This window comes from Serratia sp. JKS296 (assembly GCF_900215445.1).
GTDB lineage: Bacteria > Pseudomonadota > Gammaproteobacteria > Enterobacterales > Enterobacteriaceae > Serratia > Serratia marcescens.
On the sequence record NZ_OCMX01000001.1, the window covers coordinates 1,676,379 to 1,700,275 of the forward strand.

At 59.2% G+C, this 23,897-nt stretch carries 22 protein-coding genes; 11 read left to right on the top strand and 11 right to left on the bottom strand.

The genetic code is table 11. The features are described from left to right. Positions 1–19 precede the first annotated feature (19 nt). Positions 20–1,072: an NAD(P)H-dependent flavin oxidoreductase gene (locus tag CRO23_RS07935; RefSeq protein WP_049299779.1), complete on the top strand. Its 1,053-nt coding sequence runs from the start codon at positions 20–22 to the stop codon at positions 1,070–1,072. Positions 1,073–1,179: 107 nt separating this feature from the next. On the opposite strand, the gene CRO23_RS07940 is transcribed toward CRO23_RS07935, so the two are convergent. From CRO23_RS07940 to CRO23_RS07975, 8 genes are all read right to left on the bottom strand, one after another. Next, on the bottom strand, positions 1,180–2,562 hold the full coding sequence (locus CRO23_RS07940; RefSeq protein WP_097101697.1) for a serralysin family metalloprotease: 1,383 nt from the start codon (positions 2,560–2,562) through the stop codon (positions 1,180–1,182). Between the two features lie 502 nt (positions 2,563–3,064). After that, complete coding sequence (locus tag CRO23_RS07945; RefSeq protein ID WP_239442229.1) at positions 3,065–4,351, bottom strand: alginate export family protein; 1,287 nt, start codon at positions 4,349–4,351, stop codon at positions 3,065–3,067. A 43-nt stretch (positions 4,352–4,394) separates the two neighbouring features. Beyond that, on the bottom strand, positions 4,395–5,294 hold the full coding sequence (locus CRO23_RS07950) for a glyoxalase (RefSeq protein ID WP_255253501.1): 900 nt from the start codon (positions 5,292–5,294) through the stop codon (positions 4,395–4,397). A gap of 483 nt (positions 5,295–5,777) precedes the next feature. Continuing rightward, positions 5,778–6,137: a DUF805 domain-containing protein gene (locus CRO23_RS07955; protein WP_071525925.1), complete on the bottom strand. Its 360-nt coding sequence runs from the start codon at positions 6,135–6,137 to the stop codon at positions 5,778–5,780. Then, on the bottom strand, positions 6,130–6,579 hold the full coding sequence (locus tag CRO23_RS07960) for a hypothetical protein (protein ID WP_016927057.1): 450 nt from the start codon (positions 6,577–6,579) through the stop codon (positions 6,130–6,132). Before CRO23_RS07960 ends, CRO23_RS07955 begins: the two co-directional genes overlap by 8 nt. After that, entirely contained in the window at positions 6,576–7,157 is a 582-nt protein-coding gene (locus CRO23_RS07965) for a hypothetical protein (protein ID WP_016927058.1), read from the bottom strand. Before CRO23_RS07965 ends, CRO23_RS07960 begins: the two co-directional genes overlap by 4 nt. A 190-nt stretch (positions 7,158–7,347) precedes the next feature. Continuing rightward, a complete protein-coding gene (gene katG, locus CRO23_RS07970) occupies positions 7,348–9,543 on the bottom strand; it encodes a catalase/peroxidase HPI (RefSeq protein ID WP_016927059.1) in 2,196 nt (731 codons plus the stop codon). 259 nt (positions 9,544–9,802) lie between these two features. Further along, entirely contained in the window at positions 9,803–11,206 is a 1,404-nt protein-coding gene (locus CRO23_RS07975) for a coniferyl aldehyde dehydrogenase (RefSeq protein WP_176167137.1), read from the bottom strand. A 220-nt stretch (positions 11,207–11,426) separates the two neighbouring features. Here CRO23_RS07975 and CRO23_RS07980 point away from each other — a divergent pair, with 220 nt between their 5' ends. Both CRO23_RS07980 and CRO23_RS07985 read left to right on the top strand, forming a co-directional pair. Beyond that, positions 11,427–12,257, top strand: a complete 831-nt coding sequence (locus CRO23_RS07980; RefSeq protein WP_025303474.1) for an alpha/beta fold hydrolase — start codon at positions 11,427–11,429, stop codon at positions 12,255–12,257. A gap of 67 nt (positions 12,258–12,324) precedes the next feature. Further along, on the top strand, positions 12,325–13,269 hold the full coding sequence (locus CRO23_RS07985; protein ID WP_097101701.1) for an NAD-dependent epimerase/dehydratase family protein: 945 nt from the start codon (positions 12,325–12,327) through the stop codon (positions 13,267–13,269). Between the two features lie 141 nt (positions 13,270–13,410). Here the strand turns inward: CRO23_RS07985 and CRO23_RS07990 are convergent, their stop codons facing one another. Further along, the gene (locus CRO23_RS07990) at positions 13,411–14,463 is read right to left on the bottom strand and encodes a porin (protein ID WP_016927063.1); all 1,053 of its coding nucleotides are present in this window, start codon (positions 14,461–14,463) and stop codon (positions 13,411–13,413) included. A gap of 54 nt (positions 14,464–14,517) precedes the next feature. Continuing rightward, the gene (amiA, locus tag CRO23_RS07995; RefSeq protein ID WP_025303471.1) at positions 14,518–15,360 is read right to left on the bottom strand and encodes an N-acetylmuramoyl-L-alanine amidase AmiA; all 843 of its coding nucleotides are present in this window, start codon (positions 15,358–15,360) and stop codon (positions 14,518–14,520) included. Positions 15,361–15,694: 334 nt separating this feature from the next. Here amiA and CRO23_RS08000 point away from each other — a divergent pair, with 334 nt between their 5' ends. From CRO23_RS08000 to CRO23_RS08030, 7 genes are all read left to right on the top strand, one after another. Then, a complete protein-coding gene (locus CRO23_RS08000) occupies positions 15,695–17,065 on the top strand; it encodes an MFS transporter (protein ID WP_079449929.1) in 1,371 nt (456 codons plus the stop codon). A 52-nt stretch (positions 17,066–17,117) separates the two neighbouring features. Next, positions 17,118–17,480, top strand: a complete 363-nt coding sequence (locus CRO23_RS08005) for a hypothetical protein (RefSeq protein WP_016927066.1) — start codon at positions 17,118–17,120, stop codon at positions 17,478–17,480. Positions 17,481–17,526: 46 nt separating this feature from the next. Then, on the top strand, positions 17,527–18,603 hold the full coding sequence (locus CRO23_RS08010) for an ABC transporter substrate-binding protein (protein ID WP_233504950.1): 1,077 nt from the start codon (positions 17,527–17,529) through the stop codon (positions 18,601–18,603). A gap of 42 nt (positions 18,604–18,645) precedes the next feature. Then, complete coding sequence (locus CRO23_RS08015) at positions 18,646–19,656, top strand: FecCD family ABC transporter permease (RefSeq protein WP_016927068.1); 1,011 nt, start codon at positions 18,646–18,648, stop codon at positions 19,654–19,656. After that, positions 19,643–20,410 (top strand): ABC transporter ATP-binding protein, encoded by a 768-nt coding sequence (locus CRO23_RS08020; protein ID WP_016927069.1) that lies wholly within the window; start codon positions 19,643–19,645, stop codon positions 20,408–20,410. Before CRO23_RS08015 ends, CRO23_RS08020 begins: the two co-directional genes overlap by 14 nt. Positions 20,411–20,512: 102 nt before the next feature. Continuing rightward, a complete protein-coding gene (hchA, locus tag CRO23_RS08025) occupies positions 20,513–21,388 on the top strand; it encodes a glyoxalase III HchA (RefSeq protein ID WP_097101703.1) in 876 nt (291 codons plus the stop codon). Further along, entirely contained in the window at positions 21,385–22,113 is a 729-nt protein-coding gene (locus tag CRO23_RS08030; protein WP_016927071.1) for a PA1136 family autoinducer-binding transcriptional regulator, read from the top strand. Before hchA ends, CRO23_RS08030 begins: the two co-directional genes overlap by 4 nt. On the opposite strand, the gene CRO23_RS08035 is transcribed toward CRO23_RS08030, so the two are convergent. After that, positions 22,110–23,000 carry a LysR substrate-binding domain-containing protein gene (locus CRO23_RS08035; protein ID WP_097101705.1) on the bottom strand — a complete coding sequence of 297 codons (891 nt, stop codon included), beginning with the start codon at positions 22,998–23,000 and terminating at the stop codon, positions 22,110–22,112. The genes CRO23_RS08030 and CRO23_RS08035 overlap by 4 nt on opposite strands. A gap of 129 nt (positions 23,001–23,129) precedes the next feature. Here CRO23_RS08035 and CRO23_RS08040 point away from each other — a divergent pair, with 129 nt between their 5' ends. Then, entirely contained in the window at positions 23,130–23,702 is a 573-nt protein-coding gene (locus CRO23_RS08040; protein ID WP_097101706.1) for a hypothetical protein, read from the top strand. Positions 23,703–23,897: the final 195 nt, after the last annotated feature.

The following is a 23,897-nucleotide window of genomic DNA, read 5'->3' on the forward strand; positions in this document are numbered from 1 at the left end:
AGCACAGGGAGACACATTGATGACGGCACCTTCTGCTTTTGCCCGCGAGCTTGGGCTGCGCTATCCGATCGTTCAGGGGCCGATGAACGGCGCGTCGCCGCCGGCATTGGCGGTGGCGGTGAGCAACGCCGGGGCGCTGGGATCGTGCGCGGCGGCGCTGTTTTCACCGGCGGTGATCCTCGAACGGGTGCAGCAGATCCGCGCGCAGACCGCCGCGCCGTTCAACATCAACCTGTTTCTGCTCGATGAGCAGCACCCGGATCTCGCCGAGCTTAAGCGCGCCCAGCACCTGCTGCGGCCGTTCCGCGAAGCGCTGGGGCTGAGCGAGCCGCCGATCCCCACCCAATTTGCCGAAAACAACCGCGACCAGATCGCGGCCCTGCTGGAGGCTGCGCCGCCGGTGGTCAGCTTCACCTTCGGTGTGCTGCCGCGCGCCACGGTCACGCAGTTCAAGAAGGCTGGCTCGCGGGTGATCGGCACCGCCACCACGGTGGCGGAAGCCCGCGCCTGGGAAGAAGCGGGCGCCGACTTCGTTTGCGTCTCGGGCGCGGAGGCGGGCGGCCACCGCCCGACCTTCCTCGGCGATATCGAACAGTCCTGCGTCGGGTTGATGGCCCTGTTACCGCAGGTGGCGGCGGCGGTGAAGATCCCGGCGATCGCCGCGGGCGGCATCATGAACGGGCGCGGCATTGCGGCGGCGCAATTGCTGGGCGCGCAGGCGGCGCAGCTGGGCACCGCGTTTCTGTGCAGCCCGGAGTCGGGCATCGCCGAAGCCTGGCGGGCGGCGCTGCGCAACGCCGGCGATGACAGCACGCGCTTGACGCGCGCCTTCAGCGGCCGCCCGGCGCGCGGCATCGTCAATGACTTCATGCGGCAGATGCGCGCGGAAGAGGCGCAGATCCTGCCTTATCCGGTGCAGAACGCGCTCACCGGCGATATCCGCCAGGCGGCGGCCAAGGCCGGGCGCGGGGAGTTTATGTCGCTGTGGGCCGGGCAGGGCGTGGGCCTGGCGCGGCCGATGCCGGCGGCGGAGCTGGTCGCCACCCTGGCGGCGGAGCTGGAAGCGGTGTGAGCTCGTCTGCGCGATTTATTGCTGTGGCAATGTAAAAAGACGCCGGGGTGAGGCCTGAGAAGAGATGAACAGCCCGGCGTTCACGCCGGGCTGCGGGTTTACCCCTGCTAGACGAGAATATCGGCGGAAGCGTCGACATGCCCAACGATTTTGACAAGGAAATCAGGTAATTGATTGCCGGAGAGATTGATGGCCAGATCGGTGACATTCTGCTGCGCGTCATAATTCAGCGCCGCTTCATACAACGAGCCGCTTAAACTATCCACGAAGTGCAGCTCGCTCCCATCGGCCTTAGCCGTCTGGTTGAGCCACGACAGATCGATTTTATCCACCGCCGTCTGGAAATCGCGGATCCAATCCGGTGCGGCGGCTTGGCTGTCGCCGGCTTCGCGGAAGACGAAGGTGTCCGCGCCTGCATTGCCCCAGAGCTGATCGGCGCCGCCGGCACCGTAAATGATGTCGTTGCCTGCACCGCCTTTTAGCGTATTGTTCAGCGCGTTGCCCACTAAAATGTCTGCGCCGCTGCCGCCGATGATATTTTCAATCTGCGCGCCGTAGGCGATGGCGATATTTGCCTTCAAGCCGCCCACATCAGAGAATGCGCCTTCGTTAATGTTGATGTGCTGATCCTGGCTGTAGCCTGAAAAATCCAGCGTGTCATTGCCGCCAGCATCCCAGATAGCCGCCACGATTTTGTCCGTGGACGCCTTAACGCTCAGAAAGTCTCTGTCCGTATTCGAGTTGAAACCATAGGTGGTATCACCGGTGCGCGTGGTGGTATTCGCGCCGTAAAGCTTCTGTATGGCGGTAATATCATCCAGCTGCGGCCCTGATGGCCAAACGCCTTTATAGTCAGCGCTGGTGTATTGTTCGTTAAAATAGCTCATCAAAGAATATTGATGGTCGTCTTCATAATACTTCGCCGAGTTGGCGTAGGTGGGGTAGGTGGCATTTGACGCATCATAATTGCCGGGATGAGAAAGCCCTAACGCATGCCCTATTTCATGAGTCAGCGTATCCCTGGCGTAGTTATTGGTTTGCGGATTGGAGGCGTCGTAGCCGTTATTGCCGCTGATCCAAATGGTGCTTTTGAGATTGCTCTGCGTACTTTCATACGAGGTGTAATTGCCCCCGCTGGCCGCCTTATAAAAACCAAACTTTATATCTGCATTTTTCGCGTCGTTGCCTTTAACCTCGGTGAACGTGATGTTGGCCACATCCGACCAGGATTGCAATGAAAGCTTGGTTTGGGCTTGCTGGGCGGCGGTAAGCTGCGCGGCGCCCGTCTTGTCGCTGCCGGTATAGACGGGGAAAGAGTAGGTCAAGGTAGCCGCATGGTCGGTCACGCCTTTGCCATTGGCGGAATAATGGCTCCTCAGCAGCAGATCTGAAACTTCTTGTGTGGTATATGACGGTTTACTGCTCCCCGCGTGATCGCCTCTTTCATAACTGGTTAAATAACCGGAAATCTTATCGGTCGCTAATGACATATCAAACTCCTTTGGACGTTGACAATATTGCACCTAACGCTCTATATGCTCGTACACAGGTTTGAAAATCAGGGGTAATTAATGTGATATCATTGGCTTGCCTCCTTGGTCCGGCTTGAATATTGCGTTCAAGCAGAATATATCCTTATCATTAATCACGGTGAGGAATTAATTGTGCACTGTGATTGCGTTAAAGCAGTATAAACACAATTATTTTATTAATGAGTTATTCTTATATGAATCTTTTACATAAGATATGCGTAAAAGGCGTGCTTAAATAACCAGGTGGAATTAAATATTTATTTAATATTACACTGTAATTGGCTCGCGGAGTTTACGTGATTGATTTATCTTTTTGCTTTTATTTGGCTTTTGTCTGTGAATGGCGGCGAGTAGCCGCCATTGCCGCAATGCATATGGGCGGCTCCTCGCCGGCGATCGTCATTAATTGAGTACGGGATTATTAAGGGCGCCCGCGTACACCAATTAACTTACCTGATACTTAAAAACTGTAGGTGCCCTGCGCCAGCACGAAGTTCATGTTTTTCAGCCCGGCATGTTGCTGCAGGCTGTTGCTGACGTCGAAGTAGACGTAGGCCACCTTGAACTGGAGATCGCTTCTCGGCGTCCAGGTGGTTTCGACCTGGTACTGGTTGCCGATAAAGCGCGAGCCCTGTTCGCTGCCTTTCACCGGGCGCATTGGCCCGAGGTAGAAGGCGTCCTCGCGGCGTTGCCGCCATAAGGCGTCCCAGCTGAAGTCGATGGCCAGGGTTTGCCACGGCGTAATCGTGACCGAAGGATGGATGGCGATCAGGTTAGCCGGCGCCACCAGCCCGTTCTCGGTCAGGTAGGGCAGCTTGGGGTACATGGCGTTAAAGGTGTTAAGCTGCCCATCGTGACCGTTTTTATCGCCGCTGGCGATGCCAATCTTGCCGCCAAAGCGCGGCTGCCAGCGCCAGTCGCTCACCGTATAGCCGGCGTGCGCCGACGCCGACCAGGCGCGGATATCACGCTGCTCTGCGCTGCCGAACTGCCAGGCGGCTTCATTATCCCAGTCGAACCCCTGCGCCGCGCCGAAAATGCGCGCGCCGACGGTATAGCGCCGCTCTTGCCCGCTGAGCTGCGCGTAGTGGGCATCGTTATCCTCAAAGCCAAAGGTGTAGAGATCGAGCGAGGACGCCAGCGGCGTCAGCGGCGTGGTGCCGTACAGCCCCCACACCTTTTGGCTGTTGTCGGTATCGTCGTCGAAACTGCCAGTTTTAAGGGTGACAGGATGGCCGATAAAGGCGTCGAGGCGGTTTTTATCCTTGACCCAGCTGGCGCGGATAGCATCGAAGGAACGGCGCACGTTGGGGCCGTCGCGGGTGCCCAGCAGGTGCAGCGAGCCCAGCGCAATCTCCTGGCGGCCGACCCGCAGGGTGCCGAGGCCGTAGGCAGTGGGCAGTTTCATATCCACATAGCCCTGGCCGAGGTAGGCATGATCTTCGTCGGTCGGCTTGCGCCCGCGATCGCGCGGCGTGGCCAGCGACGATCCCACTTGCACATAGGCGCCGAAATAGTCGCCGTAGTCGAGGCGCGCGCCAACCAGCAAGCGCTGCATGAAAGTGTCGTCGCGTCCGCCATTCAGATCCCGTTGATCCGTCCATTCATAGCGCTCGCGCAGTGAACCGTCGAAAGATAAGGTGGCCGCATCGCCCAACGGGATGTTTTTCCAGGGGGAAGCGGCGGGCTCCGCCGCCAGCGCGGGGAGCGAGGAAAACAGCAACAGTGCGGGTAGCGTGCGTTTCATCATGAATATCCGAAGAAAAAGCGCGCCGCAGCGCGCCTTGGGTTTATTTAGCCGTCTGGTGAATTTCGGCGATATAGCCGCCGGGGAAACTCACCAGCGCCGAGGCGCGGCGTTCCGCCGCCGTCGAATGCCACAGCACCTGCGCGCCAGTGGCCGTCGCTTTGGCCAGCGTGGCCTGCAGATCCTCGACGCCATAGCCGGTGCGCTCATGGCCGAACGGATAAGGCAGATGCCCATCGGTGACGAAAATGCGCGTTTTGCCAAAGCGCGAGTCCAGTTCGATCTGGCGGATTTTGCCGTTATCGTTGCGGCCGATCGCCGCATCGCTGACCTGTTCGTCGCTCACCACGTTGCCGTGCGAGAACGTCTGATAGCTTTTCAGGAAGTCATCGATGCGGTAAGCGGAGAGGTACAGGCGGTTTTCCGGCACGCTCAGCAGCGGCTTGTAGTTGGGCGCTTTGGTGTGCCAATAAAGCTGCATGTTGACGCCGCCGGGCCACTGGATCACCGCGTCGCGGCCAATCGGATCGTCGAAGGGTTCGACCTGCACATCGGCGCCGGCGGCCCTGGCCTGCCGGATGGCGGCGTCCATATCCCTGACCAGAAAACCGTTGCGCTCAGCGCCAAACGGATGCGGGATCGGCGTTTTGAAATCGAACACCGAGAAGCTGCCGGCCGGCGTCAGTATCAGCTGGGAGTAGGTTTCGCTGGGCGTGGGCGTGACGTTGACCAGCACGCGTTCGGTGCTGGTGCCGCCGAAGGTTTTCAGGATGCTGTCGACAAAGGCATCCATCTTGCCGCGTTCGACGTAGACATGGGTGGTGTCATATTGCGGCCCCACGGCAAGAGACGCCGTATCGGCCGCCCATGATACGGCAGGGAGCAGCAGCGCAAGGGCCGATATCCTCAGCCGACGAGAAGAAATACCGATAGTATGTTGCATGTTGACCTCCAGGTAGCGGTTATTTTCCTGAGTGAAACGTCATTTCCTATGAGCTTTCCCGTCGGCTGAAAAATAAAAGCTAAAAACGCAACGTGCGCCGTGAAACATTAACGAAGGGCGAACGTCAGACGCCTGAACGAATATCGCGCAGGTGCAGATCATCTATTTTTATGGCGTAAAACGATGGGGGCGCCTTTGCCGGCCAAACCCGCTGCCGCTAAGGAATGGCGATGGTCATTAGGCCCGCCTCGCCGCGTGTTGAGGTGAGTCGAGGATAATCCATAACGGTGTTCTCCTTGATGGGATATATCGTATTAGCGCGCTGAAGTTACGTTCTTCATTGCCCTCTAAATATAAATACAGCATTAAAAGAATTGCCCCCCATCAAATTTTTATATGACTTGTTGAGTAAATGCGAATAAGCGGGAAAAGAGAATATCGCAGCGCCAGCCATGGCTCGCCGAAGCAGGCCGTTGAGGAGGCTTACGCCAGGTTTGGGCGATCGTCGTAAGGGTTATTGATGTTCTTAGCAGGAAGGAACAGCGCGAAGATCAGCATTACATAGGGTGTGAAGCAGAACCAGGTCAGGCACCAACCACCGGAGTAACCCGCATCATGCAAACGGCGCACATTGGCCGCTAGCAAAGGCAGCAAAAACGCCGCAAGCGCGAAAATGGAAATCTCATTCATCTTGCTGGCGATAACGGCGAGATAAAGCAGAAACCAAACGTGCTGGCACAAAAGCAGCATTGAATAAGGCCCACGGCTTTCGCGGCCTGAGTAGGTGAAGGTCTTTTTGTAACAGTTGAGTAGACTATTCAGGATTCTCGGTTGTTTAGACATTGCGTTCTGATTGTCCTGACTTGTTGACGAGCCATAGCGACGAACAGGTTAAAACCAGAGAAATAAGCGCTGGGCCAGCAAGGTTAAACTGTTCAAGAGCAATTGCATCCATCGGGATTTTGTTGAGAGGTTCCAGGAACTTGCTCTTAAGTATCAAGATGAAGAGAAGGTAGACGAAGTGGATACCCACCCAAGTGCTATAGATAACGGCATATCGTCCAAGGGATTTTGATTTTTTTGTCAGTACGATCTGCGTCAGGATGATGACACCGCACAAAATGAAAATCCCGGCAGTCTTGAACTGGGTAACGACCGTTGCTGCAACGTCAGAAACAAACAATGCTTTCCCGGCAAAGTAGAGCTTTGCCATTGGGAGGTGCAGAAAATAACCAATAAAACCATAAATGACTATCAGACTAATGAACAGCATCGTTTTCTTCATTTTTTTAGCTCCTTGGCGCTGCTCAAGGATAACATCAAATTTTTCATTTCTAGTTCAGTACGAATCATTATCAGATTCTTGGTCGTCTTGTTGTATTTTGCCATTGCAGTAGGGGCTGATTGTCCACCGTTGCTCATAATGAATGAGACGTCTTTCCTGCCATAGAGCTTCATCTCTGGGATAGGATCTTGGCCATAAATGTAAGGTGTGGGTACGTTAATCTTATAGGATTTCCCTAAAAAGTCGGGAAGGGGTGCTTTTGCTCCATCCAGAGGCGTTACTCTTGTTTCAAATCCGGCGAACTCCAGTGAATAGAGCGTGCTGCCCCCTTGTTTGTCTCTACTGACCAAGTCGTTGCCCATCAGTATCTTAAATTTTTCCCAAATGCCGAGCTGTGTATAGTCGATCTTTCGCCCCTCCCAAAAAACCTCTTGTTCCTTACGCAATTGGTAGACGTAGCGCTGGATTTGTACAGCAGAAGGAGAGAAGTGTCCTATGGACGGGAGTCCATTTTTGCTGAAAATTTGTTCTTTAATGATAAATATTCCTGTTTCTCCGTAAACATTAATATCGTCCATGATTACTCCTATTTAATTGATTTTTAATATTTTTAAATTGTCTTTGTATGCATTTAATCGCCTAAACTATCATGGGGTTATAAATTTTATCAATCAGTTAGTCATTTTTATGTGTTGTGTCGTCGGTTTTTTTACCCTCAAATAAAAAAGCCCGCCGACTTACCGTGGCGGGCTTTGTGCTGTCGCTAAGTTACGCCAGATCGAAGCGATCGAGGTTCATCACTTTGTTCCAGGCGGCGACGAAGTCGTGGGCGAACTTCTCCTGCGCGTCGGCGCTGCCGTAGACCTCGGCCAACGCGCGCAGCTGCGCGTGCGAACCGAACACCAGATCGACGCGGGTGCCGGTCCACTTGACCGCGCCGCTGCGGCGATCGCGGCCTTCGAACAGGCCGTCTTCACCGACCGGGTGCCAGGTGGTGCCCATGTCGAGCAGGTTGACGAAGAAGTCGTTGGTCAGCGCCTGCGGCCGCTGGGTGAACACGCCGTGCTGCGTGCCGCCGACGTTGGCGCCGAGCACGCGCAGCCCGCCGACCAGCACCGTCATTTCCGGCGCGGTCAGGGTCAACAGCTGCGCCTTGTCGACCAGCAGCGTTTCGGCCGGCACGCGGTATTTGCCCTTCAGGAAGTTGCGGAAACCGTCGGCGAGCGGCTCCATCGCCTCGAAGGAGTCCACGTCGGTCTGTTCCTGCGAAGCGTCCATGCGGCCCGGCGCGAACGGCACCGTCAGGGCGAAACCGGCGTTCTTCGCCGCCTGTTCCACACCCGCCGCGCCGGCCAGCACGATCAGATCCGCCAGCGAGATGCGCTTGCCGCCGGTCTGCGCGTCGTTGAAGGCGCGTTGAATGCTCTCCAGCTTGGCCAGCGTCGCGGCGAGCTGCGCAGGTTGGTTGACCGCCCAGTCCTTTTGCGGCGCCAGGCGAATGCGCGCGCCGTTGGCGCCGCCGCGTTTGTCTGAACCGCGGAAGCTGGAAGCCGAAGCCCAGGCGGTGGAGACCAGCGCGGACACCGACAGGCCGGAAGCCAGCACGGCGTTTTTCAGCGCGGCGATGTCCTGCTCGTCGATCAGCGGATGATCGACGGCCGGGATCGGATCCTGCCAAATCAGCTCTTCCTGCGGCACTTCCGGGCCAAGGTAGCGCGCGCGCGGCCCCATGTCGCGGTGGGTCAGCTTGAACCAGGCGCGGGCGAAGGCGTCGGCCAGTTCCTCCGGGTGTTCATAGAAGCGGCGCGAAATCTTCTCGTAGGCCGGATCGAAACGCAGCGACAGATCGGTGGTCAGCATGGTCGGGCGGCGCTTCTTGTTCGGATCGAAGGCGTCGGGAATGGTTTCACCGATGTCTTTCGCCACCCACTGGTGCGCGCCGGCCGGGCTTTGGCTCAGCTCCCATTCGTATTCGAACAGGTGGCGGAAGAAGTCGTGGTTCCACTGGGTCGGGGTGGTGGTCCAGGTGACCTCCAGGCCGCTGGTGATGGCGTCTTTGCCGACGCCGGTGCCGAAGGTGCTGTGCCAGCCGAGGCCCTGCGCTTCCAGCCCGGCCGCTTCCGGATCGGCGCCGACGTGAGACGCCGGGCCGGCGCCGTGGGTCTTGCCGAAGGTGTGGCCGCCGGCGATCAGCGCCACGGTTTCTTCGTCGTTCATCGCCATGCGGGCGAAAGTTTCACGGATGTCGCGCGCGGCGGCTACCGGATCGGGATTGCCGTCCGGGCCTTCCGGGTTAACATAGATCAGGCCCATCTGCACCGCCGCCAGCGGGTTTTCCAGATCGCGGTCGCCCGAGTAGCGGCTGTTCGGCCCGCCGCTCAGTTCCAGCCAGATCTTCTCAGAACCCCAGTAGACGTCGTCCGGCTCCCAGGTGTCGGCGCGGCCGCCGGCGTAGCCGAAGGTTTTGAAGCCCATCGATTCCAGCGCCACGTTGCCGGTCAGGATCAGCAGATCGGCCCAGGAGATGTTGCGGCCGTATTTCTGCTTGATTGGCCACAGCAGGCGGCGCGCCTTGTCGAGGCTGACGTTGTCCGGCCAGCTGTTGAGCGGGGCGAAGCGCTGCTGGCCTTCGCCCGCGCCGCCGCGGCCGTCGCCGATGCGGTAGGTGCCGGCGCTGTGCCAGGCCATGCGGATGAACAGGCCGCCGTAGTGGCCGAAGTCCGCCGGCCACCATTCCTGCGAGTCGGTCATCAGGGCGTGCAGATCCTGTTTGACCGCCGCCAGATCGAGGCTGTTGAAGGCATCGGCGTAGTTGAAGTCTTTATCCATCGGATCGGACAGGGGGGAATGCTGATGCAGCGGTTTCAGGCTGAGCTGATTAGGCCACCAATCCTGATTGGTGGGGCCGTTCTGCGGTGCGGGCTGCTTGCCGCCCGAAAACGGGCATTTGCTTTCAGTTGTCATAATGCGCTCTCTGCTTCCGTAAAGATGCTCCAGCCGCCGGGCATGGAGCGGTTAACAAGGCATGCGGGTAAGGCTTGCGTCGGGTATTGCGCTAAATAACTGAACTCAATCGATTTACGTCATCCTCGCCGCCAACGGGCAAAGGGTGACTCATGGCTAAGCTTAGTCAGCGGCGGCGGAGAGATAAAATAGGAATGAGTGAATATTGTGATAGCTTGCGGCGATTTATGGGTGTGCTATTGATAGTCAACACGCCGCGTTATCGGCGCCGCAGCATGAACGCGAGCACCGCGTCCGCCAGCTTGCCGAACGGCGCACGCAGCAGGTCGGTAAAGCGCCAGCGGCTCTGGATGAAAACGCCCTTGGCGTGGCTCAGCGCCCGAAATCCCTCGATGCCGTGACAGGCTCCCATGCCGCTGGGGCCGATGCCGCCGAACGGCAGGTCGTCCTGAGCGAAGTGCAGCAGGGTGGCGTTGATGCTGACGTTGCCGGAGGCGGTGCGCGCCAGCAGCCGATCCTGCTGCGCGTCTGCCGGGCCAAAGTAGTACAGCGCCAGCGGGCGCGGCCCGGCGTTGATAATGTCGATCGTTTCATCAAAGCCGGCGTAGGTGCGCACCGGCAGCAGCGGCCCGAAGATCTCTTCTTGCATGATCCGGCTGTCGTCGGGGGCGCCGACGACCAGCGTGGGGGCCAGGGTTTTCGGCCGTTCAGACGCCGAGTCCGGGCGATGGCCGACCGGAATGATTTGCGCGCCTCGCGCCTGGGCATCGGCGAGCAGATCGTGCAAGCGGTGGTAGTGCCTGTCGTTGATGATGGCGCCGTAGTCGTCGCTGGTTGGCCCGTCGGGATAAAAGGTTTTGACCGCCGCGTCGTAGAGCGCCATGAAGCTTGCCAGATCGTCCTGATGGATCAGCAGGTAATCGGGTGCGATGCAGGTTTGGCCCGCGTTCGACAGCTTGCCGAACGCCACGCTCTGGACGTTTCTGGCGTTAACCGCGCCGCGCGCCATGACGGCGGGGCTTTTGCCGCCCAGTTCTAGCGTTAACGGCACCAGATGTTTGCCGGCCGCCTGCATGACCTGACGGCCGATCGCCGTGCTGCCGGTGAACACCAGATGGTCGAACGCCAGCTCGCTGAATCTGGCCCCGACGTCCGGCCCGCCGGTCACCACGGCGACCTCATCGGCGGGAAACCGCGCCGCCAGCATCGTTTCGATGAGCTGGCTGGTATGCGGCGTGAGCTCCGAAGGTTTCAGCATCACGCGGTTGCCGGCGGCCAGGGCGGTGGCCAGCGGGATGAAGGTCAACGATAAAGGGTAGTTCCACGGCGCCATGACGCCAATCACGCCCTTGGGCTGATATTGCACATAGGCGCGTGCGGCCTGATACGGCAGGGCGACGTGGCGGCGCTCCGGCTTCATGAAGCGTTTCAGGTTGCGCAGCAGGTAATCGATCGCCTGCACGGTGACCAGAATCTCCAGAATGTCGGTTTCGTAAGGCGAACGGTGGCCGAAGTCCGCGCTGACGGCCGCCGCCAGCGCGGTGCGCTGAGCCAGAATGGCGCTCCGCAAGCGGCGCAGGGCGGCCTTGCGCTGTTGCATCGTCGGCGCGCCGTCGCGCAGGAAGGCGTGGCGCTGGGCGGCAAGCCGCGGCTCCATCGTCATGAGGATGTCATCTCCCTGCACTTGAATTCTCCTGATGCCGAGTGAAAGCGGGAATGCGGTTTGCCGAATTGGGTTTGACCTTAAAGTGAACTTTAAACCTATACTCGTTAAACGATCAACGCAAGATCGTCGGCCAACCGGGATGAGGGAGCCAGAGATCCCGGCGCCGTGCGCAGTATAAACCTTCTTTTTTAACCAGAGTGTAAATGGGAGAAACGACATGGGTTATGTAACGACCAGCGATGGCGTCGAGATTTTCTACAAGGATTGGGGCCCCAAAAACGGCAAGGTTATCTATTTCCACCACGGCTGGCCGCTGTCGAGCGATGACTGGGATGCCCAGATGCTGTTCTTCGTGAACAAAGGATTCCGCGTGGTTGCGCACGATCGCCGCGGCCACGGCCGCTCCAGCCAGGTATGGGAAGGGCACGACATGGATCACTATGCCGATGACGTCGCCGCGGTGGTAAAACACCTCGGCGTACAGGGCGCCATGCACGTGGGCCACTCGACCGGCGGCGGCGAGGTGGTGCGCTATATCGTGCGCCACGGCGAGGACAAGGTGTCCAAAGCGGTGTTGATCAGCGCGGTGCCGCCGCTGATGGTAAAAACCGACGCCAATCCGCAGGGCACCCCAAAATCGGTATTCGATGATTTCCAGGCGCAGCTGGCCGCCAACCGGGCGCAGTTCTATTACGACGTGCCGGCCGGCCCGTTCTACGGCTATAACCGCCCGGGCGCCAAGCCGTCGGAGGCGATTATCTGGAACTGGTGGCGCCAGGGCATGATGGGCGGCGCCAAGGCGCACTATGACGGCATCGTCGCCTTCTCGCAGACCGATTTCACCGAAGATCTCAAGAAGATCGCCATTCCGGTGCTGGTGATCCACGGCGACGACGATCAGGTGGTGCCTTATCAGGATTCCGGTGTGCTCTCGGCCAAGCTGGTGCAAAACGGCACGCTCCATACCTATAAGGGCGCGCCGCACGGCATCCCGACCACCCATGCCGATCAGGTCAACGCCGATTTGCTGGCGTTCGTGAACAGCTAAGCGCGAAAAAGCACCTTTGCTCCGCCCTGAGTGGGTGGAGCTTTTTTCATTGCGATGAGGAACGTCAATGCAAACGATCCTGGGCGCCAGTGGCCAGATCGCCCAAGAGCTGGCGCGTGAACTGAAGCGCGCGCACACCGATGATTTAAGATTGGTCAGCCGCCACCCGAAGAAGATCAACGACAGCGATACGCTGGTTGCGGCCGACCTGCTCGACGCGCAGCAGACCCTGGCGGCGGTGAAGGGCAGCGAGGTGGTGTATTTCGCCGCCGGCTTGCCGCCGGATTCGGCGCTGTGGGAGCGACAATTTCCGACCATGCTGCAGAATGCGCTGGACGCCAGCCGTACCGCGGGCGTGCCCTTTGTCTATTTCGACAATACCTATATGTATCCGCAGAACGGCGAGCCGCAGACGGAATCGACGTCGTTCGCGCCTCGGGGGCGCAAGGGACGGGTGCGCGCTCTGATGACCGAGAAGGTGCTCGACGAGATGAAGCGCAAGCAGATCCCCGTGCTGATCGGCCGTGCGCCCGAGTTTTATGGGCCGGGGAAAACGCAGAGCTTCACCAATGCGTTGATCGTCGACAGGTTGAAAGCGGGGGAAAAACCGCGCGTGCCGGTTCGCGATGACAGGCTGCGCACGCTGATTTGGACGCCCGACGCCAGCCGCGGGTTAGCTCGGCTCGGCAATACGCCCGACGCGTTCGGCCAGACGTGGCATCTCCCGTGCTGCGACGAGCGGCTCACCTATGCGCAGTTCGCCGCGTTGGCCTGTGAGGTGTTTGGGAAGGACATTTCATATTCCGTTATCGGCAAATGGGCGTTGATCGCCGCAGGGCTGTTTTCATCCGGGGCGCGAGAGATGCGCGAGCTGCTGCCGCGCTACGAGCACGATAACCTGTTCGACTCGACCAAGTTCAAACAGCGTTTTCCCGACTTCGCCGTCACGACGTATCGCGCCGGGCTGGAAACGATTTGGCGGGAGTGGAAAAACGCGCAAGCGCCGCGCTGAGGCGTCCGTCACGCCATGAGCAGGCGCATTCGGCACTTTGGCATCACTCTGCCCTCATGATCCTCTCGCACCGTCTCGATCGGCGCGAGCGAGCCTCGCCCTTCACCGGGCGGGGCTTTTTATTGGCTGCGCGAAAGCGGATCACCAGTGATAGCTGATGCCCATATCGAGCTTGTCCGACGCATCGACGCCGGCCGCGTGCTGCGAAAGGTTATTGAATTCATAGTTAATAAACACCTGCATGTTGCTGTTGAGCAACCAGGTCACCCCCAGCTCCTCGTAGTTCAATAAGTCGGTGTTGCGGCCTGCCCGGGCCTGTATTAAACGGGTATAGCCGATGTTGGGCTGAATATGGTCCGTCAGCCGGTATTTGACGAGCGCTTCATAACTTGACGCCGAGCCGCGGTTAGCGGTTTGTTGTGGGCTGATGGCGTTGTCGCTTTGGGTGAACACGGCCGCAAGATAGATTTTTTTCGACGCATAGAGAACCCCTTCGGCCAGCGTATCGATGCGTCGGCGATAGCCGGCGGCGTGTTGCTGCCGCTGCGTGGTTTGAGACGCCGAGGCGGCGGCGATGAGGCTGAGCGTCGGCGTCAACGCATAACGAAAGGAGGCGCCGAAACCGTTGCCGTTTTGTTTGCCCGTCGCTTGCCGATCGTCGCCGTCTTTGAATTGATATTGCAACGCGAGGGCGGCGCGCCGCTGAAACAGGCTGAAAGTTTGGCGGTAAGTGAGCAGGTTATGCGCCCGGCCGCGCATAAAGTTATCGATGTAGTTGTACGCTATTTCCCTAAACAGCGGGGAGCGATCGGTCAGGGCGGTCACATCATAAAGCACGCCCCAGTTGCGGCCGATATCGAGGCTGCCCAGGGTGGCGTTTTGCACGCCGATATAGGCGAGCCGGGTGCTGTTTCGGCTCGCGTCGGCGAAGCTGACGGTATATTCCCAGTGGGCGTAAGCCTGCCAGCGCGGCGCGATCTTTTTTTTGCCTATCAGGCCGAAATAGAGGTAGCTGCGGTCGCCGTCGTCGCGTTCGTTTTGGCCGCTGTAGCGTCTGGCGATAATCGTGCCGTAGAAATTCAGGCTGTTTTGCTGCGATCCCATCAACGACACGGCGAAGGCGCCGCGCGGCAACAGGGCCAGCAGGGGGAACAGCATGCCCGCCGAAAAATAACGAGGATTGCGTTTTATCATGATGGCACCGTCCCTGTGCGCGGCAAACCCGTGTGCTTGCCGCCCCGGCGAAGCTTAAGCGTGCGTTTCGCGTTTAAAGTAACTGACGATCCCCTGAGCGATCGCCGTGGCAATTTTATTTCGGAAGGCGGGGGTGCCGAGCAGCCTTTCTTCCTCAGGGTTGGTGATGAAAGAGGTTTCCACCAAGACGGAAGGAATATACGGGGACTTTAAGACCACGAAGGCCGCCTGTTCGGTATTTTTGGCATGCAAATGATGGATGGGCGCAATATGCTGAATCAGGTGCGAGCCCAGCGCCAGGCTCTCTTTGATTGTTTCCGTCTGCTCCAAATCAAACAGTATCTTCTGCAAATAGCGATCTTTCTTGATGACGTTGGGGCCGGCGAGATCGTCCGCCGCGTTTTCACTGTTCGATAAGTATTTCGCCATCGCGCTGCTGGCGCCTTTATTGGAAAGCGCAAAAACCGACGCGCCGCAGGCACTGGGGCAGGTAAAGCCGTCGGCGTGGATGGACATGAAAAGATCGGCGCCATGCCGGTGCGCGATCTCCACCCGATCGTACAGCGGAATAAAAACGTCGCTGTCGCGCGTCAGGCGGGCATCGATGCCGTGTCGATCAAGCTGTGCACGCACATTTCTGGCGATCTCCAGAACGACATGTTTTTCCAGCGAACCGGTGTGGCCAATGGCGCCGGAGTCGATGCCGCCATGACCGGGATCCAACATGACCAGGAATCTTTTTCGCGCCCCCTGAGGGCCGTTCTGCTTTTTGGGACGTGGCAGGCCGTGGGCGTGAGCCAGCGGGGAAACGGCGCCGTTCAGCGCCAGGGCCGCCAACCCTGCCAACATCATTCTGCGGCGAGATAACCGGGTGTTCAAAAGGTCCGTCTTAGCCATAAGGTTAACCAGCATAAAAGGAAAGGGTGTTTTTGTTATAACATAACAATTTCACGCGCCGGCGGGGTTGTCTGTTAGCGGCTGTTACTTTTAATGTCATTCCTTAAATTCACTGGTTTTTTATACTGAATTTATTTTGTTTATTGAGTGTTTATATTGATATAAATTTGTTTTGCATTTGTTAATTCTTATTTTGACACACTATTTAATCTAATATTTCAAATGAGATTTATTCTCCTCTTTAATTGATATGTTATAACGTAAACATTAAAACGGATAAAAAGCGGGGTCTTTGCCGCCGGCATGAAGCTACTCACGTTTTTGGAGCGTTAACATGACTTTTAAACACCAGGAAAAAGAGACACTAAATATATTCGCCGTTCTCGCGGTCTCGTTAAGCACGGTCATCGCCATGCTCGACAGTACCATCGCCAACGTGGCATTGCCGGTGATCGCCAAAGATTTCGGCGTTTCCGAATCGGCCTCCATCATGATTATTAATGCCTACCAGTTTGCTGTTGTCGCCTCTTTGATGCCCTTCGCGGCGCTGGGCCGCGCGGTGGGCAATAAAAAGATCTTTATAGCCGGGGTGGTGCTGTTCGCTTTTTCATCCTTGGGCTGCGCGCTGTCCACGACGCTGTCGATGCTGACGGCATTCAGGGTGATACAGGGCTTCGGTGCGGCGGCGGTGCTCAGCGTCAATGCGGCGCTGATCAAGGAGATATACCCGGAAAGGCTGCTGGGGCGCGGCCTGGGGATCAATGTGATGGTGGTGTCGGTTTCCGCCGCCGCCGGGCCGTCCATCGCCTCGGCGATACTTTCTCAGACGAGCTGGAACTGGCTGTTTACCATCAATGTTCCCATCGCCTGCCTGTCGCTGCTGCTGAGCCTGATCTTCCTGGCCCCCCGCGAGCGGCGCAGCGTTGGATTCGACAGCGGGGGGGCTCTGTTGGTGTTTGTGCTGTTTATCGCTTTCTCGCTCAGCACGATGAGCATGACCACCCACCATCTGCCGGCGGCGGCGCTCAGCTTTGCGGTATTCGCCGGGCTGGCCGGGTGGCTGTACATCAATCAGAAAAGAAAGGCCAACGCCGCGCTGATCCCGATCGCGATGCTGCATAACCCGACGCTGTCATTGTCTTTGCTGATGTCGATGCTGTCTTACAGCACCCAGCTTTTGGCTTTTGTATCGCTGCCTTTCTATTTCCACAATGTCCTGCAAAGAAACGTGGTGGACATCGGTCTGCTGCTGACCGCCTGGCCGCTGGCCACCATGGCGTCTTCGCTAATTTCCGGCGATTTGGCCAAGAAATACGATCCCAATCTCGTCGCCCTGTCAGGCCTCGCCTGCTTGTTGGCCGGCATGCTGCTGATGGCCAATTTGCCGAGCGATCCGTCGAATGGGGCGATCGTATGGCGCGTGGCGCTGTGCGGCATCGGTTTCGGCCTGTTTCAATCACCGAACAACCTGCTGATCATGACCTCGGTCTCGCACGAAAACAGCAGCATCGCCAGCGGCCTGTTGGGCAGCTCCCGGTTGATCGGGCAAATCGTCGGTTCGGCGTTAGTGGCGATTTTCTGCAATATGCGCGGCGCGCAAGCGACGAATATCAGTTTAATGGCGGGGGCGGCATTCTCGTTCCTTTCTCTGGTCGTGAGCTATATGCGCTTCAAGTCCGCCGTTACGTTAAAAACCAGCAAATAGAAGCACGAGGTTTCCCATGCGATTTATCCCATTAGTGCCGTTGGTTATCGGGATGGCGGCGTTTTCCCTTGCCGGTTGCACGACCTACCACGACGTGGCGTTGCAACAAAAAGAGGCGGGGCTCAATAGCCCGTATTACCTGCTGCAGCCGCCGGTCTATGTCGGCGACCAGTTGAAATATGGCCTGAAGGACGGCAGCGGCGGCGAGCTGAAGGTGGCGAAGGTGGAACCTAAAGACATCGTCGCCGACAGCGGAAAAATCATTCCCCTGGCAGAGCTTTCTTTCCTGCAACGAAAAGACCTTTCCACGGGAAAAACCGCCGCGTTGGTTGGCGGCGGCGCGGTAGCCACCACGGCAATCGTCTTTGTGGCCGGGATAACCATTATGGCAGCAGGCATCGCCGCGTCGGCCTAATACAGCCCATCGACGCGCGCCGCCGAGCGTGCGCGCAGGAGGCACCATGTGCGTAACAGTGAAATTTATCGCCACCGCGCTGCTGGCCCTATTTGCCTTGCCGACGGTGCCTTGCGCCGGCGCCAGTCTGCCGGCGGCGGCCGAGCCGTTGCAAAGCGCGGCGACGCAAACGCTGCCCGGCAGCTACCCGCGGATCGTCATCACCGGCAACTGCCCCTTCGGCGTGATCCTGGCGAACGAGGCGGCCTATCGGCACGTCGTCGGCGTGGGGCCCTGGGCGTTCATGCATGCCGATAGGCATGTGTTGAAGGACATGAAGCCGGATATCGGCAGGATCACGTCCGATTTCATCAATAAAGACTATCGGGTCAACATGGAGTCGTTAATGAATCTGCGGCCCGACATCATTTATTACTACGGCAAAAGCCAGGACGATCGGCTGGAAAGGGCGGGCGTGATGACGGTCGATCTGGACGCCGGCGGGAAGACCAAATACCAGCCGATGGTCACCCAGGTGTATTGGGAAAATACCTTCGCCGACACCCTCGGCCTGCCGCGTACGCATAAATTCAAAGACGCCTGGGAAAAGACCCTGAAGCAGATCCGCCCCTATGCCGCCGCCATCCGCGCGCAGCACGTCAGGGCGTTATATCTGGAAGAAAGCGACGGCAGGCAGCTGAAGGTGAGCGGCCCGCACACCTACGGCGACACCTATCTGAAAATGGCCGGCATGGACAACGTCGCTGGGGATTTGCCGGTGAAAGGGGATGCCGGCAGGTACATCAACGTTTCGATGGAGCAAATCATGGCCTGGGATCCTGATGTGATTTTCGTGGTGTTCGGCAGCGCCAAAGCGCTGCTGCACGGGGGGATCCCCGGCCAGGCGTGGGAGACGCTCAGGGCGGTGAAAAACGGCAAGGTTTTCTCGACGCCGGTGGGCATTCACAACTGGGGGGGCCTGTCGGCGGAAACGTCACTGCTGCCGCTGTTTATGATCAACCGGTATGCCCCTGAAGACATTAGCGACAAAACGCTGCGGCAGGAGACGCGCCGCTATTATCAGACGATGTTCTCTTATGCGATCCCGGACCGGTTGCTGGATGAGGTGCTGGCACAGCGCTAGTGCCACGGTTGAATAGCGTGAGTTCGTTGGAGGAGCTTGGGGATGCCGGGCAGAGGAAAATATGTGGCGATCATGGCGGGATTGTTTATTTCGCTTTGTGTGGTCGCCTTCGCATCACTGTTTGCCGGCCGCTATGCCTTGTCGGCCCATGACGTGGTGCAGATTTTATGGCGGGGGAACATGCCGGGGGAAAACCAGGCCCGCTATTCGGTGATTTTTAACCTGCGCGCGCCGCGGGTGGTGGCGGTGATGCTGGTGGGCGGCGGGTTGGCGGTTGCCGGCGCGACCTTTCAGGCGGTGCTGAAAAACGCGCTGGCCAGCCCGGACGTGCTGGGCACCTCTTCCGCCTCCGCTTTTGGCGCTGCGCTGGGCATTTTGTTGAGTTTGCCTTTTGCCCTGAGTTCCCTGCTGTCGTTTCTTTTCGGCGTGGTGAGCTTGCTGCTGGTGCTGGGCATCTGCCGCCTCAAACGCCGGCAGGATGCACTCACCACGATTTTGTCCGGCATGATTATCGCATCGCTGTTTATCGCGTTTGTCTCGGTCATAAAATATGTCGCCGATCCGCAGGATACCTTGCCGGCGATCGTCTTCTGGCTGATGGGCAGTTTCGCTTCGGTAGCGAAAGCGCAGGTTTATTGGCTGATCCCGCTGTTTGCGGCGTGTTACCTGACTATCTACCGGCTCAGGTGGAATATGAACATTCTCTCTCTTGGGGACGACGAGGCGCGCATCGCCGGCCTGAATCCGCCTCGGCTGAAGATCCTGTTGCTGATCGCCGCCTCTCTGCTGGTTTCCGCCTCGGTGAGCTTGGCCGGCGTGGTGGGGTGGGTCGGCTTGGTGATCCCGCATTTGGTGAGAAGCGTGTTGGGGTATAACCACGGCCGCCTGATCCCCGCTTCGGCGCTGAGCGGGGCGCTGTTTTTGCTGGTGATCGACAATATCGCCAGAGGGGCCACCTATGCTGAAATCCCGATCGGCATCCTGACCGCGCTGATCGGCGCGCCGCTTTTCGCTCTCCTTTTTATTACGAGCAGCAAACATGATCACAGTTAACCAGTTGACCCTGGGTTTCAAGGGGCGAGAACCCCTTCTCGACAACGTCAGTTTTCATCTGGCGCGGGGCGAGATCCTCAGCGTGCTCGGGCCGAACGGCGCCGGTAAAACCACGTTGCTGAGACACATCGCGGGCCTGTGCCGGCCCCTGTCTGGCGGGTGCAAGATCGGCCTGGTCGACAATCGGCCCGCCCGGTTGGCCTATGTGCCGCAGGCGAAAACGCCGCATTTCGCTTATGGGGTACTCGATTTTGTCACTTTCGGCTGTGCCCGCCAGGCGGGGTGGTTCGCCAGGCCGCGGCGGCAAGATGTCGCCAAGGCGCAGGCGGTGTTGCATGCGCTGGAGATCGCGCCGCTGGCGCAGAAAAATATCAACCAGATCAGCGGCGGGGAACTGCAGATGTGTTATTTCGCCAAGGCGCTGGCGGCGGATCCCGACGTCATGATCCTCGACGAACCGGAATCGAACCTGGATTTTTACAATCAGGCTAAAATGATCGAGATGCTCTGGCGCCTCGCCAAAGAGCGGCAGATGACGATCGTGCTGAATACGCATTTTCTGCATTATGCCGATCGTATCTCTGACAAGTGCCTGCTGATGAATAAGCGACAGTGCATGTTTGGCGATAAAAACGCCTTGCTGCAAGAGGACATCCTGGAGCGTTATTTCCAGGTGCCGGTGAGAAAGTGCCGGTATGAATATGCCGGCGTCAGCGAAGAAACGTTCATTGTCGCGCTACGGCATCATGCTTGAGCGCCGCCAGCGCGAGGGTGATTGAGGGATATCCCTCATTGCGGCCCCGCTGGCGGTTATTTAAGCTGAAAGAGAAATGCAACGGTGAATATGGAGATAATCATGACTGATTCAGTGTCCAACGATCGTAATCCCACCCCGGATGTGGCGGAAGACAACGCGTTCTTCCCATCGCCTTACTCCCTCAGCCAGTACACCTCGTCCAAAACCGACTTCACGGGCGCCAGCTACCCGAACGCCTATCGCGGCGGCAAGTGGAAGGTGCTGATGATCGCCTCGCAGGAGCGCTACCTGCTGATGCAAAACGGCAAGTTCTTCTCTACCGGCAACCACCCGGTCGAGATGCTGTTGCCGATGTATCACCTGGATCTGGCCGGTTTCGAGATCGACATCGCCACGCCGTCCGGCGATCCGGTGAAGCTGGAGATGTGGGCGTTCCCGCATGAAGACCCAGCGGTCAAGGCCACCTACGAGAAGTACCGCAGCCAGCTCAAGCAGCCGAAAAAGTTGACGGAAGTGGTGAAGGATCTGGATGGCGGCAACTACCTCGGCGTTTTCATTCCCGGCGGCCACGGCGTGCTCAATGATATCCCGTTCAGCGAAGAGGTGAAAAAGACCCTGCACTGGGCGCATGACAACGATCGCTACGTGATTTCGCTGTGCCACGGGCCGGCCGGTTTGCTGGCGGCGGGCATCGGCGAGAACAAAGAGGATTTCCTGTATCGCGGCTATGAGATGTGCGTGTTCCCGGACTCGCTCGATACCGGCGCCAACATCGATATCGGCTATATCCCCGGCCCGATGCCCTGGCTGGTGGGTGAACGCCTGCGCGAGCGGGGCGTGAAGATCGTCAACGCCGACATCACCGGCAAGGTGCATAAAGATCGGCGCCTGCTGACCGGCGACAGCCCGCTGGCTTCCAACAACCTCGGCAAACTGGCGGCAGAGACGCTGCTGGCCGACGTCGCCACGCGATGAGCGACGAGATCGCGCAGCGCGCTTTCCAGACGGCGCTGGCGATGGACCACGAGCGAACCCTGTCCGCCATTCAGGGGCGGGTTCGCGCCTTCGCCGCGCCGTTCGGTTTCGATCGCTTTGTGCTGTTTTCCGCTTCCGCCATGGCGGAAGCGGGGATCGAGCATATCTATTGGGTCGAAGGCGACTGGTTCGGCGAGGGGGAGGCGGTCGATGCGCTGACCTACGTGCGGCACTGCCCGGTGACCCGGCACATGCTGCGGGCCAGCGAGCCGTTCTTCTGGACCAAGACCCGGGCGCGGCAGGGCGAGCGTTACCGGATTGTGCGCACGCCGCGCGGCGCCGGTCTGCACGGCGTGCAGATCCCGGTGTTCGGCCCCGCCGGCCTGGAGGGCGCCGTCAGCCTGGGGGGCGAGCGCATCGACACCTCGCCGCCGGTGCGGCTGGCGCTGTCGCTCGTGGGTTCGGCGGCCTTTCTGGCGGCGCGGCGGCTGTTCGAACCGGCAGCCGGTGAGGGGGGGAGCCGGCTGTCGGCGCGCGAGCGCGAGGTGCTTAGCTGGACCGCCATTGGCCGGCGGCAGGCGGATATCGCCGCGATGCTCGGCCTGTCTGAACGCACGGTGGAAAACCACCTGCGCCGCATTCGCCAACGCCTTGGCGCCGCCACCACCGCGCAGGCGATCAGCGTGGCGATCCGCCTGGGGGAGATCGCCCCCGAGAGCCGTTAGCCCGCCGCCATTTGCCGCAGCAACCACTCGCGTAGCGCAATGATATCGGGGCGCTGCGCAGTTTCTTCGGTGGCCATCAGATAGTAGTTGGCGCCGGGTAACGCCATCTCGAACGGCGCGGCCAACACGCCGCGCTGCAACAAATCGCGTGCCAGCAGCCGGCTGGCGATCACCACCCCCTGGCCGGCCACCGCCGCCTGCAGCGCATGGGTTTCGTCGCTGAAGGTCAGCCCGGCTTCCACGTTCAACCCTTCCGGCCCGTAGCGCCGCCGCCAGTTTTCCCAGGTCGGCGCATCGGCGGGCACCTGCCGATGTTCCACGTGAAACAGCGTTACCCGCTGCAAATCCTCGATGCGCTCCAGCGCCAGGGCCGGGCTGGCCACCACGATAAAACGATCCTCATGCAGCAGGGTGCAGTGCAGATCGCTTTCCGGTGTTTCGCGGTAGCGGATGGCGACGTCCACGGTGCGCTGGCTGAGATCGACCCGCTCGACGCTGGTGTGCAGGCGCAGATCGATGGCGGGAAACTCCACCTTGAAATCGGCCAGGCGCGGCACCAGCCAGTGGGTGAGAAAATTGGAGGTGGTGGTGACGGTCAGCGCCGGCGGCTGCTGGGCGCGGGTGATTTGGGCGACGGACTGCTCCAGCGCGGCGAAGGCGCGCTGGGTGCCGGCATACAGGATCTCGCCGGTCTCGGTCAGGCTGACGCCCTGCGCGCTGCGCTCGCACACCCGGCATTCCAGCACCGACTCCAGCAGCTTGATCTGGTGGCTGACTGCCGTCGCGCTGACGCCCAGCGCTTCGGCGGCATGTTTAAAGCTGCGGCAGCCTGCCACGGCGTGGAAGGCGCGCAGCGCGCCCAGCGGCGGCAAACGGGTTTTTCTCATGGCTGAATTATTCTCATCCAAGGCTGAAAACTATGAGTTTGTCTGAGCGATTATACAAGAGATAGGCTACTGACATGTGAACAGGGAAATGAATTTATTTCATCATTTCCATCATGTCGGGAGTGAACGATGAGCCTTTATATCAACAACGGTGCCCTGGGCGCCATGGCACACACGGGAGCGGCGGCGAGCGCCCTGGCGCTCAGCGTGCCGGCCGCGGCGGGCGCCTTGCTGCTGAAGACCGAAAATCTGCTGGGCATCGGCGCGACCCTGATGCTGCTAACGGCATTGGCGCTGGCGTTTCTCGGCGGCGCCGCACTGGCCCGTCTACGGCCGCTGCGGAACCGGCCTGCGCTGGCGATTCTTCGCTACGGCTTTTTACTGGCAGCGGTGGGGTGGCTATTGACGCTGCTGATGCTGTTCGGCGGCCATGATTGGCCGGCCCTGCTGCTGGGCATCGCCCTCGGCGGCCTGGGGCAGGGCGTCGCCTACCGCACGGCAGTGGGGGAGAAAGCGGCGTTCGCCGTGGCGTGCAGGCTGACGACGGTGGTGACTATCGTGGCCGTAGTGATTGCCGCTTCGCTGGTGCAAACCTATGCCGCACCGGGGATAAAGGGAGCCTGTTTCGCGCTGGCGTTGCTGGTCGACCTGGCGTTGCTGGGGGCATTGATGGCGCGGGTTGCGGAGCGGGATGGGGGCTGAGAAATGGCTGAAGGTTAAAGGCCTGCCTGGAGGGCGAGGCGGGTCTTTAGGTGTTTGTGGAGATTGTTGAGTAGGTGATCCGCCGGGGCAGTTTTGTGCCAGGAGCGGACATTACAGATATGGCCGCACGGTGTCACTTGCGGGGGTTACATGATTTACCTGTAATCAAGTGCAATAGCAAACGGGCAAATATTC